The following is a 12,839-nucleotide window of genomic DNA, read 5'->3' as shown; positions in this document are numbered from 1 at the left end:
GATTAGGTTTGTGCAAAGTTAGGGGAAAAAGAAATACAAAGCAATTTTGTATCTAAATTTGATTATGTATTTTAGTCTGTTAAATTTTTAATGATGAAAATTATCAATCAATTAGTCTATTTAAAACAGGTTGAACTTATTCCCGAAAATGGTCTGTTACTAAAATTCGACAATTTGCAGATTTGGGGAATCAATAGTGTCAACAGTTATTTTCCAGATCGCTTTCAGGATTATTATGACGGAATATTTATTTACTTCAAAGAAAATGTTCTAAATTACCATTTACTATTTAAAAGTCACATTGGAGAACAACTGTACATTGAAATTTCAAATCAAAATTTAAATGTATGGTATGCAGAATATTTTGATCATATTGAAGATAGAAATACGGTGGATAATCTTGAAGAAATAGAAATCTTAGATTTTAAGTTTGAAAGAATAGAAAAAACAGCTCAGGATTGGAAAAATGAGTATGAAAAGCTCGAAAGTACCTATTTGCAATTGCTGACAACAAATAAAAAAGGTTTCCAAAACTGAAAACCTTCTATTAATATTTATAATTGTACAAATTATATTTTGGTCATTTCAAAATACAGATTAACATCCACATCTTTAGCAACTCCTGTTCCTGTAGGATCATATTTGATATCATAATCCAGACGGTTTATGGTAAAATTCGTCTGGAAACCCATTACTTCTTTCCCCTGTTGATTTTTCGCAATTCCGCCAAAAGTTACGGGAACAGTGATATCTCTCGTAACATCTTTTATGGTTAATTTTCCTTTCAGAATGTAGGTGTTATTTTTATCCTTCTTCATGGAAGTTGTTACGAAACTCATCGTCGGATATTTTTCTGCACTAAAAAAATCTTCGCTTTTCAAATGCTTATCCCTCATTTCAACTCCTGTATTAATGGTGTTTACCTCAACCGTAAAATTAAGGTCTGCATTTTCTAAAGTATTGCCTTTTGTGGAAGCTTTCCCGTCAAACTTATCAAATCTCCCCTGTACAAAGCTGATTCCCATATGTTTGATGTTGAAATTAACAGAAGAATGCATCGGATCTACCACCCAGTCTGTCTGCGCAAAACTGAATATACTGAGCAGAGTAAATACAAAAGTTAAAAATACCTTTTTCATTATATATTATTTTGAATTAATTCTAAAGTAAAAATAAGTTATTATAATGTAAAACAAGCCTTGATTAGTTTTTTGATTTTGTTAAAATTATTTTTGAATAAATTAAATGAAGCAAATACATCAATATAAATACAATCAGCGAATTCGCATACATCATGATCATCAAAAGATTTTCATTACTGGAATTGGTAAAATAAGCAAAAGGATTATTCCCTGAAATGATTAAAAATAACAAATAAATAGCTTCAAATAAAATAGCGATCCTAGAAATTGAATGATAACTTTTTCTAAAAATAATCACAGTCAGCAAACCAATTGCAGTAATTACACAACAAAAGATCAAAATTAAATAAGAATACATTCCAAAGTCTCCACCGGGCAAACCTAGAAATCTCACCGTCCATTCTGTAAACTGAGCATGCAAAAGCGACATTACCACAAAAATCAGCAAACTCAAAAAAATATTTTTCATAGCCGAAAATTAACTAAAATTCGAAAGAAAAATTCAAAAAAAATTTTGAACTTCGCAGTATGGCAAAACTCAAAACAGCATATTTCTGTCAGAACTGCGGAACCCAGTATTCCCAATGGATGGGACAGTGCAAAAACTGCGGACAATGGAATACTTTGGTGGAAGAAGTCGTGGAAAAAACAACTTCACACAAAACACCACCCTTTTCGAAGACCAAACAGCACGTCATCAATATCGTAGAAGTTGAAACCAATGAAGAACCGAGAATAAAAACACCTTCCGAAGAACTCAACCGGGTTTTGGGAGGCGGAATTGTTTTAGGATCCGTTACGCTGATCGGCGGAGAACCGGGAATCGGTAAGTCTACCCTGCTTCTTCAACTCGCTCTGAAAATGAAGAAAAAAGTCTTCTATGTTTCGGGAGAAGAAAGTGCTTCTCAAATTAAAATGAGAGCCGACCGTCTGACTGACATCCAAAATCCTAACTGTTTTCTTTTTACAGAAACCAATCTGGAAAAAATTCTTCATGAAGCTAAAAAACTGGAGCCTGATTTCGTCATTATCGATTCCATTCAGACATTGCAGTCGCAACTGATTGAAAGTTCTCCCGGAACCGTTTCCCAGATCCGCGAATGCTCCAATGAAATTATTAAATACGCCAAAGAAAACAACGTTCCTGTGTTTTTGGTAGGTCACATTACCAAAGACGGACAAATTGCAGGACCGAAAGTATTGGAACACATGGTCGATGTAGTTTTAAATTTCGACGGTGACAGAAACCACCTTTTCAGATTATTGAGGGCCAACAAAAACCGTTTCGGATCGACTTCCGAGATAGGGATTTATGAAATGATTTCTCAGGGTTTAAAGGAAATTAAAAATCCATCTGAAATTTTAATCACCAAAAAATTCGAAGAACTTTCCGGAAATTCTGTAGCTGTAACTTTGGAAGGAAACCGTCCAATGCTGTTGGAAATTCAGGCTTTGGTAAGTACTGCAGTTTACGGAACACCGCAGAGAAGTTCCACCGGTTTTGATGCCAAAAGATTAAATATGCTTCTTGCGGTTCTGGAAAAAAGAGCAGGTTTTCAACTCGGAGCAAAAGACGTTTTCTTAAATATTACCGGAGGCATAAAAACCGATGATCCGGCTTTAGATTTAGCGGTTGTCGCTTCTATTCTTTCCTCCAATGAAGACATTGCGATTTCCGAACATTATTGTTTTGCGGGAGAAATTGGTTTAAGTGGCGAAATCCGTCCGATTGCACAGGCAGAACAGAGAATTACCGAAGCGGAAAAATTAGGCTACGAAAAGATTTTCATTTCTAATTTAAATAAACTTCCGAAGAAAAAATTCGGGATTAAAATTGAAGAGGTAAGCAAAATTGAGGATTTTCATGAAAGATTATTTTAATTAGAACACAAAATATTAAATGATGAAAACCAACATTCTCAATTACTATAACCATCTTGCAAAAACCTATGACGAAAACCGTTTCGAGAATTCCTACGGAAAATATATCGATGAACAGGAAAGAGCTTTTTTAAATTCCTTTTTTAAAAATAAAAGTTATTCAAAAATTCTGGATTTAGGTTGCGGAACAGGAAGATTACTGAATTTTGCCACTCACGGCGCAGATTTCAGTGAAGAAATGCTGAATATTGCCCGACAAAAATATCCTGGAAAAAATCTTAGCCAAAGGAGAAATTTCAAAAATCCCTTTTACAGATGAATTTGACTGTATTTTCTGTTTCCATGTCATTATGCATCAAAACAGAAAGGAAACAGAAGCTTTTTTGGATGAATGCTTTTCAAAATTAACCCAAAAAGGAACTTTAATTTTCGATTATCCCACGAAAAACAGACGGAAAGTTGTTTCTCCACAGGAAGATTGGCACGCAGGAAACAGTTTCACCCCCAAAGAAATTTCTGAATTAGCCGGAAAACGATGGAAAATAAAAAATTCAACCGGAATTTTACTGTTCCCGATTCATAGAATTCCAAAAAGTTTGAGAAAATATTTCCTTCCGCTGGATATTTTGCTTTGTAAAACCTTTCTGAAAAACTGGGCTTCTTATCACATTGCTGTTTTAGAAAAGATATGAGACAGCAACTACGAAAACTCCTTCCATATGGTTTTAAACTGCAATGGAAATTATTGAGAAGGTATATTAACGAAAGCAAAACCCAATATTCTTATCCGAAATATTACAGCTCAGAAAATATTGGAGAATATAAAACTGAACTCCGGCAAATCATCAGGAAAGGAGAATTTTATGAGAACAAACTTCATAATCTGAAGATTGTGGGAGAAAAAATCAACCATCTGATTATTTATCCCAACGAAGTTTTTTCTTTCTGGAAACTGATCGGAAAACCGAATGAGAAAAATAATTTTAAAGAAGGACGAAATTTAATTAAAAATCATATTTCGAGTGATTTTGGAGGCGGGATTTGTCAGTTTTCTTCAATTTTATACTTCTTAGCATTACAGTCAGGCTTAAAAATCATTGAAAGATTTCCTCATTCCGTTGATATTTATAAGGATCATGAGCGTTTTACGCCTTTAGGTTCAGATTGTACCGTGGTTTATGGCTATAAAGATTTACAGTTTCAGAATACTTTTTCATTTCCGGTTCAGTTGCAATGTTTTGTGAATGATGAAGAACTTTCTGTCTGTTTTCTTTCACCGAAAGAAATCGTTTTGAATACAATCAATTTCAGCTATTCTGAAATAGAAAACGGAGTCTGGGTTGAAACTTTACAGGACGGTAAAGTTTTGCTTAAAAATTTCTATATTCGTTTATGAATTATTTGGCGCATTCCTTTCTTACTTTTACAGACGGACAGATTGTCGGTCAGTTTTTGGAAGATTTCATTAAAAACAGAGACCGCTATTCTTTTCCGAAAGATATTCAGGACGGAATCACTTTACACCGCGCTATTGATACTTTTACAGACGGTCATCCTGCCATTCATGAAGCAAAAAAAGTCTTTGCACCTTTGGTAAGATTGTATGCCGGAGCTTTTGTGGATGTTTCTATGGATTATTTTGTAGCAAATGATTTAAGTCTGAATTCTTTGGAAGGCTGGAAAAATCATTCCCGAAAAGTTTACCGTGTTTTGAATGAAAATTATGAATTTCTTCCCGAAAACTTCAGAATCATGCTTGAAAAGATGGAAGAAGGCGATTGGCTTTACAACTACCGTTTCGAGAAAAACATCGGTTACAGTATGAGAAACGTTCTCAACAAAGCAAAATATTTAAACATTGATATTCCCGTTCACGAAGCTTTTTTGAAAAATAAAGATTTTCTTCAGGAATGTTATGATGATTTTTTTCCTGATTTATTGGAACACGCCAAAGGAATCAATGCACTTTTACAGCTCGAAAATTAATTTTTAAAACTGCTGAAAAAGATAACGGTTCGGATAGGTTAATTTTTCGCTTTTCCGGTTTCCGTTAACGATGATGTGAACAATATTGATCTGATCGTCAAATAAATTATACAGAAAACTTACCGCTGCTTCTACTTTTTTCGGGTTGTCGATTTTTTCAGATTCAAGGTAAATATTTACCGATTCCTGATCTTCTTCATAGCCTACATAATTAACATTCAGAAATTTATTATTGCCTTTTAGCTTAAAATATTCCGCAGAATAATTTTTAAGAGATTCGTTGAGCTGTGTTTTGAATTTCGGATCGTTGAAATGAAGCGATTTGCTGTATTTATTATTCAGTCCGTTTTCCAGATCATCCAGAAAAAAACGCCCTGTAATTTCAAACGTTTTGGATTTCTGATTGTAATTAATTTCTACAGAACCTACATGATAAGGATGTTTTGCCTTTGTAAAAGAGAAAAATATAATTAAAACGGTAAAGAAGAAAAACAGTTTTTTCATTGTAATAAATCAAGGATTTTTTGTGGATCTTGTCGCATATCGAAGAACAGAAGAACTTTAATTTTAGTCTCGTTTTCCTTTCGGAAGAACATTCTTACGTGTTTTTTGCCGATTAAAACACTTTTCGTCTTGTGAAGGGAACGAATATTTTCCATTTTCAAGATCATTCGTTATTCTTTTCACATCTTCTAAGAAAATAACAACTTCACGATTTGTCCAGATTCTCTTAAGAAATTCGATATTCTCTGCTAACGTTTTTTTTGCTATTTCTGAGAATTCAATCTGCATATTTCTTCATCAATAAACTTAAAGAAATCATTTTTCGAGATCATATCGTCATCTTTCAGAGATTCCCCATATTTTTCAATCTCTTCAAAAACATGAGAAGGCAGACCTTCAACCATTTCATAATTATTTTCTACAATTCTTACTCCTTTCAGTCTTTCTAAAAGCTGCTTAACGAAAAAATAATCTTCTTTATTATCTATTTCTATGGTAAGGTTCATTGTATTGATTTTACACAAAGTTAAAATAAATTTTGTATCATCGCGTTTCAAAAATAATATTGGAAAAATGCAGGATTTTTTATTCTATCTGAATCTCGGCTGGGAACACATTATTTCTTTGGATGCACTCGATCATCAGCTTTTTGTTCTGGCTTTAATTGCGGTATATTCTTTTAGCGATCTAAAGAAAGTTTTAATTCTTGTTACCGCTTTTACCATCGGTCATTCCATTACTTTGGCATTAAGCACTTTTGATATCATAAGAATCAATTCGGATTGGGTGGAGTTTCTGATTCCGTTGACGATTGTTTTAACTTCGCTGAATAATATTCTCATCCGAAATAAAAAACAGTCTCAGAATAACGCCAATTACTATTTAGCCTTAATTTTCGGACTGATCCACGGAATGGGCTTTGCGAATACCGCAAGAGTGATGATTGCCAAAAGCCAGAGTATTGCTGTTCCTCTTTTAGGCTTCAATATCGGTTTGGAATTGGGGCAGATTGCCATTGTTTTCGGGATTTTAATACTGCTCTTTATTTTGCTTAAACTATTCAAAGTAAATCAGAAAGACTGGATCCTTTTTGTCTCTTCCGGAGTATTTGCCCTCTCTTTAAAAATGACATTAGAAAGAATTCCTTTTTAACGCTGAAACATTTTCAAATTTTCAGCTACTTATTATTATATTTGAAAATCTTTAAAACAATTTCGGTTATGAAACTAAAAGTTGCCATACTTTCTCTTTCTGTATTTGCGTATACAGGTTTCACCGCACAAAATATCCAGAACAATCCTGGAAGCAACCACGGAAACAAATTCGAGCAGTTAGGAACCATTCTTCCTACACCAAATATCTACAGAACCGCTTCCGGAGCTCCCGGTCATGGTTATTGGCAAAACAGAGCCGATTACGAGATCAATGCTTATCTGGACGAAGACAAAAGAAATCTGAAAGGTTCTGAAACCATTACGTATTACAACAATTCTCCGGACGATCTGGATTATATCTGGCTTCAGCTTGATGAGAATCAACAGTCGACAGTAAAGAAAGCGGACTTCCCGTTCTCTTCTACCCTTCCGAAAGCGGCAACAGACCAACAGCTGAAAGCTTCTGAAGTTCCGGCAATCGATAATGGATATGGAGTAAATCTTGAAAAAGTAACGGATGCTTCAGGAAATCCTTTGAAATATACCGTCAATAAAACCATGATGCGTATTGATCTTCCTAAAGTTCTGAAAAAAGGAGAAAAACTGGTTTTCAAAGTAGACTGGAACTACAATATCCCGAACCGAATGAAAATGGGCGGTCGTGGCGGTTACGAAAACTTCCCTGAAGAAGGAAACGATCTTTATACGATGACGCAATGGTATCCGAGAATGTGCGTATACAGCGATTTCCACGGATGGCAGAATCATCAGTTTACAGGAAGAGGAGAATTTGCTCTGGTTTTCGGAAATTTTAAAGTTTCGATGAATGTTCCCGCAGATCATGTGGTAGGAGGAACAGGAGAATGTAAAAACTATGATCAGGTCTTAACATCTGAGCAATTGGCAAGATACAACAAGTCTAAAACTTCTACTGAACCTGTAGAAATCGTGACTCTGGATGAAGCTAAAAAAGCGGAGAAAAATCATTCCAAGCAGAGAAAAACATGGACTTTTGAAGCGAATGACGTGAGAGATTTCGCATGGACTTCTTCAAGAAAATTTGTGTGGGACGGAATGGGCGTTACGATTCCTGAAAACAACAATAAAGTAATGGCAATGAGCTTTTACCCGAAAGAAGCTTATGGGTTATACAGAAAATATTCAACCAAAGCAGTTGCGCATACCATTAAAACCTATTCAGAATTCACCATTCCTTATCCTTATCCTGTCGCACAGTCTGTAGAAGCGGCAAACGGAATGGAATATCCGATGATCTGCTTCAACTACGGAAGAACGGAAAAAGACGGAACCTATTCGGAAGGAATTAAAAACGGAATGTTGGGCGTTGTGATTCACGAGGTGGGACATAACTTTTTCCCGATGATTATTAATTCAGACGAAAGACAATGGAGCTGGATGGACGAAGGTTTAAATACTTTCGTGGAATATCTTACTGAAGAAAAATGGGACAATAAATTCCCGTCAAAAAGAGGTCCGGCGTGGACAATTGTAGATTACATGAAACTTCCGAAAGATCAACTGGAGCCAATTATGAGTAATTCTGAAAACATTATTCAGTTTGGTCCGAATGCGTATTCCAAACCGGCAACCGGATTAAATATTCTTCGTGAAACGATCATGGGAAGAGAACTTTTTGATAAAGCTTTTAAAACCTACGCTAAAAGATGGGCTTTCAGACATCCTGAACCTGCAGATTTCTTCAGAACGATGGAAGATGCAAGCGGTGAAGATCTGGACTGGTTCTGGAGAGGATGGTTCTACGGAACTGATCCTGTAGATATCGCGATTGATAAAGTGACGATTGCAACTCCGGATCTGAATACTGCTCCAAGAGAAGCCAAAGAAAATAAATATAAAGTTGATAAACCTGCCCTGAACGAATTTGAAGATATTTCAAAAATCAGAAACAGAGAAGATAAAAACATTACTTTCTACGTAGACAAAGACAAGGAAGCACAGGATTTCTATTACAGATACGACAGAAGTCAGGAAAAAGTGGATAACGATAAGGAATACGTTTCTAAATTCGAGGGAACCGAACCTTTAACGCAGAAAGAAAAAGATAAATTTAAAAATCTTACCGCTTATCAGATTGATTTCGTGAACAAAGGAGGTTTGGTAATGCCGATTATTTTAGAATTTACTTTTGAGGACGGAACAAAACTTACCGACAAATCTTCTGCACAGATCTGGAGAATGAACGAGCAGAAAGTTTCTAAAACGTATTATTTTGAAAAGAAATTAAAATCTGTTCAGCTTGATCCAATGAGAGAAACTGCCGATATTGATACTTCCAACAATTTCTGGAGCAATGACGGCGGAACAGCACAGGTTTCCAAATTCGATCTGTTCAAACAGAAAGAAACAGGAAATGCAAGAGGCGCTTCTAACGGAAAAGTAAATCCGATGCAGGCTGCAGGGAAAAAATAAAATTTTCCATCAAAGCATATCCATAACTGTAAAAGTTATATTTTTAAAACAGATATTTTCTGAAAATGTAAGATTTATTTATTTTTCTTTCTTTTCAAAAAGTATCTGTTTTATTTTATCTTATTTTCTGTAGAAAAAGGTCCAGATCATCTTCTTTTCCCAACCCCAATTTCTGCTTAATTCTGTATTTTGCCACTCTTACACTTTTGGCTTCTATATGAAATAAACCTGCAATCTGCTTCGTATTCATCTGTAAATGAAGACAGGCGCAGTATTTCATGTCTAACTGCGAAAGTTTCTGCACAGATTTATCATGGAGTAAGTTAAAAAAATCCGGATGTAGTTGCTGTACCTGAGATTTTATTTCGGCAAAATCATGATCTCTGAGCATTTCTTCTTTGATGAGCTTATTGATCTGCTGGGTTTCTCCTTCGTTGGCTTTGGCTTTAATCTGCTGAAGCATTTCATTTTTTTTAGAAAGCTGCAAACTGCTTGCTATCATTTCTTTTTGAAGCTGGCTTTGTTTTACGGCTAAGAGTTCATGCTCCAGATTAAGCCTTGCTTTTTCTTCTTTTTCGAATTTTGCCTGCAGTTCGGCTTCCTGCTTTTTGGCTTCCAGTTCTTTTGCTCTTTGTGTAGAGTATTTAAGTTTGTAATGATAAGAACGGAACATGAATCCCAATCCCGCTAAAGTAACCCCAAAAATTCCAAGATAAAGATAATTTTGCAGCGTCCTGCTCTCTGCCCTTTCCTTCAATGTTGCCAATTCTGTATTTTTCTTCTCTACTTCGTATTGGATCTCTAATTTCTGGGCATTTTTTATTTGTTCCTGATTATTGATTTTTCCAATAACATCCTGCAGTTTTTTTTGATAGACAAATGCTTTGTTGAAATTTTTCTTTTTCTCATATAAATTGACCAAAGCCTGATAATCATTCATCCAGGTATAGTAATAGGGAGGATTTTTCTGAAGCATTTTTTCTTCTGCCAAAAGATAATATTTCTCTGCCTCTGCCAAGTCGCCTTCATTTTCCGCATATGCACCTTTTATTCCGTATACATTGGTGAGATAATCATATTTGAGAGGATGATTTTTTACTGTTTGTTCTACTATCTGTAAATAATGGCCTATTTTTCTTTTAGTATCATTATTTTGAGGAAGATAAGCTAAAGAAAAGGTGGCTAGATTAATGTTCATTCTGGAATAGGCAGTGTAGCCAATCTCTTCCGGATATTTTTCGCAGAGGTTATTTATTTTCTCTGCAAAATAAAATACACTGTCTTTGTATTTTTTGCTTTTGGTTGCAAATTCCATATGATCGTAATAATGCATTTCTGCGTCATATGCATCTATTATACAATTAACATTTTTCGATTTTTCTGCATTCTTCAATGCCAGATGAGCATATATTTTTACCTTATCCTGTTTTCCCCACTGTTCATAGGCATAATACATATCCCAGTACAGCAAAGACAACAGTCTGTAATCTTTTTTAATTTTAAGAAAATGAATTCCTTTCTGTGCATCGCGGATGGACAAGTCCAGTATTTCATTGTGTTTATAGAAGTAGGAACTTGCTGATAAAGCCACAGCATTTGCGAGATCATCTTTCGATTTTTCAGCAAAATATAATGACTTGCTTATCGCATTTTTAGCCTCTTTTACATTGTCATTAAACGTGAAGATTTTGCTTAGAGAGGCATATTCGTACGCCAGAGCAACATCATCATTTTTAGGCTCTGATATTGAAATTGCTTTATTTATAAGTCTTAAAGACGTTGAAAAATCCTCATTTAATCTTGAAAGTTCGGCATCTTTCAGAAGTTTTACAACTTTTATATCTTTCACCTGTGCCTGCAGATAAAATACGTTCAAAAGAATCAGTATTAAAAAAATAATTTTCTTCATATTGGGTTTTAAAATGTAGTGAAAAACTTCAGCATTTAATCCAATTAGCTCCAGGAATGACGTCAGAAGCAAAGGGAAAATTCAGCATATTTTTCTCCGATTGATATTTTTTTCCGCAAAAGAGCAATAATTCAGTCTTTATAATTCCGTTTTTCTTTTTGCTTTTGACAGAAGATGGTTAATCATGTACCTGCTTATAGTTTTTCATGTTGCAAAATTATATTATTTAGGAACAGATAATGAAATCGAATACAATTTCAAAGCACTTCTAAAAAACTAAACATCAGCTATTTAAAAATCATGTAGTCACTTTGTAGTCACACTTTTTACTAAAGGTAGCCGTTTTGTGGTATCCTTTTTTATTGTTCGGCTGACAATTTAAAAGAGTTTTGCATTAAGATTTTAAATAAAAAATGTAAACCAATAAATAGCAACTTTTAAATAATGAACACAAAAAAGACGGCAAAATTATTTCTTATATTCATTTCGGGTCTTGCAACAGCACAGATCGGTATTAATACTCCTAATCCGTTAGACACTTTTCATGTTGACGGCGGAAAAGACAATCCATCATCCGGAATTCCGACAACAGATCAGCAATCCAATGATTTTATTGTGACCAAAACAGGAAAAGTAGGAATAGGAACGACAACGATAGGCTCCGGTCATATGCTGGAAATTGTGGGTCCTACCAATCAGATTCCAAACATTCAGGAAGCAAGCGCGGATATTTATATGATTCCGGGATCTTTACAGGAAAAATCTACTCTAAGAGTGGCTAATTTTCAGGGAAAGGAAACTCAGGTCACAACTTTTGATGGATCTTATACGGGAACCAGAGGAGATGGAATACCTTACGCTAATCTGGGGGTTTACTTTTCCAATGGAGACAACATTAGCCATGAGCTAAGAAGCACAGTAGGAGGAAACCACTATTTTGTAATCAATTCCAGAACAATTACTACGATGACGGCTTCCGGAAATGTAGGGATGGGGATTATAAACAATGTGGGAAATCTTGCTCCGGTAAGCACTTTGGACGTAAAAGGTTCTGTGGGCGGAAATATCAGAGCTTTGTCTTCGGGAACTGTTGCAGATAATGATTTCACGCTATTGGTTCAGGGTTCTGTAAGTCTGCCTGCTGCAAGTTCCGCCAACATAAGACGTATATATTATCTTATTAACGATACGGCCGCCTCACAAACTGTTTCGGGAAATTTCAGATTGAACGGAAATATATTTAATTCCTATACGCTTAACAATTCTGACGGAGGAAGAGGTATTTCTGTACAAAGTGACGGAAGCAACTGGATCATAATTTCTAAGTTTTAAATAAAAACCTTACACTTTAAAAACACAAATCAATAATAAAAGTAAATTTCCATTCACGCAGTGTTGTTTTAACCAAATCACAATTTTATTAATCATTTAAAATAATTTCATCATGGACAAAAAAAATGCAGCAATCATTTCTTACCTCACCATCATCGGATGGTTGATTTCGTATCTGATTACAAACAGCGACAAAAGAGATTCTTTTGTAAAATATCATTTGAAACAGTCTTTCGGGCTTATTATTTCACAATTTGCTTTTGGTATTGCCGCAGGCATTCTGACTTCAATAATGCCATCATTATCATTTATCAACTATTTTGCAATTGTATTTTTGATATTATGGATTTTCGGAATCATTAATGTTGTAAATTCAGTAGAAAAGCCGATTCCTATGATCGGCAGGTTATTTGAAGATAAATTTAATTTCATCAAATAAATAACAGGAATTTGGAACTGTTAACGTACATTTTAGTACCG

At 34.8% G+C, this 12,839-nt stretch carries 16 protein-coding genes; 10 read left to right on the top strand and 6 right to left on the bottom strand.

The features are described from left to right. Positions 1 to 90: 90 nt before the first annotated feature. Complete coding sequence (locus tag AC52CF_RS02720) at positions 91 to 537, top strand: hypothetical protein (protein WP_375181723.1); 447 nt, start codon at positions 91 to 93, stop codon at positions 535 to 537. A 32-nt stretch (positions 538 to 569) separates the two neighbouring features. Here AC52CF_RS02720 and AC52CF_RS02715 read toward each other — a convergent pair whose 3' ends face one another. Together AC52CF_RS02715 and AC52CF_RS02710 are read right to left on the bottom strand one after the other, a co-directional pair. Beyond that, positions 570 to 1,139 (bottom strand): YceI family protein, encoded by a 570-nt coding sequence (locus AC52CF_RS02715; RefSeq protein WP_375191085.1) that lies wholly within the window; start codon positions 1,137 to 1,139, stop codon positions 570 to 572. A 64-nt stretch (positions 1,140 to 1,203) separates the two neighbouring features. Beyond that, a complete protein-coding gene (locus AC52CF_RS02710) occupies positions 1,204 to 1,611 on the bottom strand; it encodes a hypothetical protein (RefSeq protein ID WP_375181721.1) in 408 nt (135 codons plus the stop codon). A 59-nt stretch (positions 1,612 to 1,670) separates the two neighbouring features. Between AC52CF_RS02710 and radA the strand changes: the two genes are divergently transcribed. From radA to AC52CF_RS02685, 5 genes are read left to right on the top strand one after another with little or no spacing between them, the layout of a single operon-like run. Then, positions 1,671 to 3,023, top strand: coding sequence for a DNA repair protein RadA (radA, locus tag AC52CF_RS02705; protein ID WP_076390791.1), 1,353 nt, complete (start codon positions 1,671 to 1,673; stop codon positions 3,021 to 3,023). A gap of 22 nt (positions 3,024 to 3,045) precedes the next feature. Further along, positions 3,046 to 3,342, top strand: a complete 297-nt coding sequence (locus tag AC52CF_RS02700) for a methyltransferase domain-containing protein (protein ID WP_496518202.1) — start codon at positions 3,046 to 3,048, stop codon at positions 3,340 to 3,342. Next, a complete protein-coding gene (locus AC52CF_RS02695) occupies positions 3,272 to 3,715 on the top strand; it encodes a methyltransferase domain-containing protein (RefSeq protein WP_496517819.1) in 444 nt (147 codons plus the stop codon). Before AC52CF_RS02700 ends, AC52CF_RS02695 begins: the two co-directional genes overlap by 71 nt. Then, positions 3,712 to 4,419: a VanW family protein gene (locus tag AC52CF_RS02690; protein WP_496517818.1), complete on the top strand. Its 708-nt coding sequence runs from the start codon at positions 3,712 to 3,714 to the stop codon at positions 4,417 to 4,419. The genes AC52CF_RS02695 and AC52CF_RS02690 overlap by 4 nt, the downstream gene beginning before the upstream one ends. Then, positions 4,416 to 5,009, top strand: coding sequence for an acyl carrier protein phosphodiesterase (locus tag AC52CF_RS02685; protein ID WP_496517817.1), 594 nt, complete (start codon positions 4,416 to 4,418; stop codon positions 5,007 to 5,009). Before AC52CF_RS02690 ends, AC52CF_RS02685 begins: the two co-directional genes overlap by 4 nt. A 3-nt stretch (positions 5,010 to 5,012) precedes the next feature. Here AC52CF_RS02685 and AC52CF_RS02680 read toward each other — a convergent pair whose 3' ends face one another. From AC52CF_RS02680 to AC52CF_RS02670, 3 genes are all read right to left on the bottom strand, one after another. Continuing rightward, positions 5,013 to 5,513, bottom strand: coding sequence for a DUF6702 family protein (locus AC52CF_RS02680; RefSeq protein ID WP_214590896.1), 501 nt, complete (start codon positions 5,511 to 5,513; stop codon positions 5,013 to 5,015). A gap of 63 nt (positions 5,514 to 5,576) precedes the next feature. Further along, positions 5,577 to 5,801, bottom strand: coding sequence for a maltogenic amylase domain-containing protein (locus tag AC52CF_RS02675; protein WP_496517816.1), 225 nt, complete (start codon positions 5,799 to 5,801; stop codon positions 5,577 to 5,579). Next, complete coding sequence (locus tag AC52CF_RS02670; protein WP_214590898.1) at positions 5,777 to 6,019, bottom strand: hypothetical protein; 243 nt, start codon at positions 6,017 to 6,019, stop codon at positions 5,777 to 5,779. Before AC52CF_RS02670 ends, AC52CF_RS02675 begins: the two co-directional genes overlap by 25 nt. Before the next feature lie 67 nt (positions 6,020 to 6,086). On the opposite strand from AC52CF_RS02670, the gene AC52CF_RS02665 reads away from it, so the two are divergent. Together AC52CF_RS02665 and AC52CF_RS02660 are read left to right on the top strand one after the other, a co-directional pair. Beyond that, positions 6,087 to 6,665, top strand: coding sequence for a HupE/UreJ family protein (locus AC52CF_RS02665; protein ID WP_214590899.1), 579 nt, complete (start codon positions 6,087 to 6,089; stop codon positions 6,663 to 6,665). 68 nt (positions 6,666 to 6,733) lie between these two features. Next, entirely contained in the window at positions 6,734 to 9,118 is a 2,385-nt protein-coding gene (locus AC52CF_RS02660) for a M1 family metallopeptidase (RefSeq protein ID WP_214590900.1), read from the top strand. A 115-nt stretch (positions 9,119 to 9,233) separates the two neighbouring features. Here the strand turns inward: AC52CF_RS02660 and AC52CF_RS02655 are convergent, their stop codons facing one another. After that, positions 9,234 to 11,027 (bottom strand): hypothetical protein, encoded by a 1,794-nt coding sequence (locus AC52CF_RS02655; RefSeq protein ID WP_214590901.1) that lies wholly within the window; start codon positions 11,025 to 11,027, stop codon positions 9,234 to 9,236. 444 nt (positions 11,028 to 11,471) lie between these two features. Between AC52CF_RS02655 and AC52CF_RS02650 the strand changes: the two genes are divergently transcribed. Beyond that, a complete protein-coding gene (locus tag AC52CF_RS02650; RefSeq protein WP_496517815.1) occupies positions 11,472 to 12,359 on the top strand; it encodes a hypothetical protein in 888 nt (295 codons plus the stop codon). A gap of 112 nt (positions 12,360 to 12,471) precedes the next feature. Continuing rightward, positions 12,472 to 12,798 (top strand): magnetosome magnetite crystal formation protein family, encoded by a 327-nt coding sequence (locus tag AC52CF_RS02645; protein ID WP_496517814.1) that lies wholly within the window; start codon positions 12,472 to 12,474, stop codon positions 12,796 to 12,798. Positions 12,799 to 12,839: the final 41 nt, after the last annotated feature.

It is taken from the genome of Chryseobacterium sp. 2P, assembly GCF_059579425.1.
This window is presented reverse-complemented; position numbering and strand designations above follow the sequence as displayed.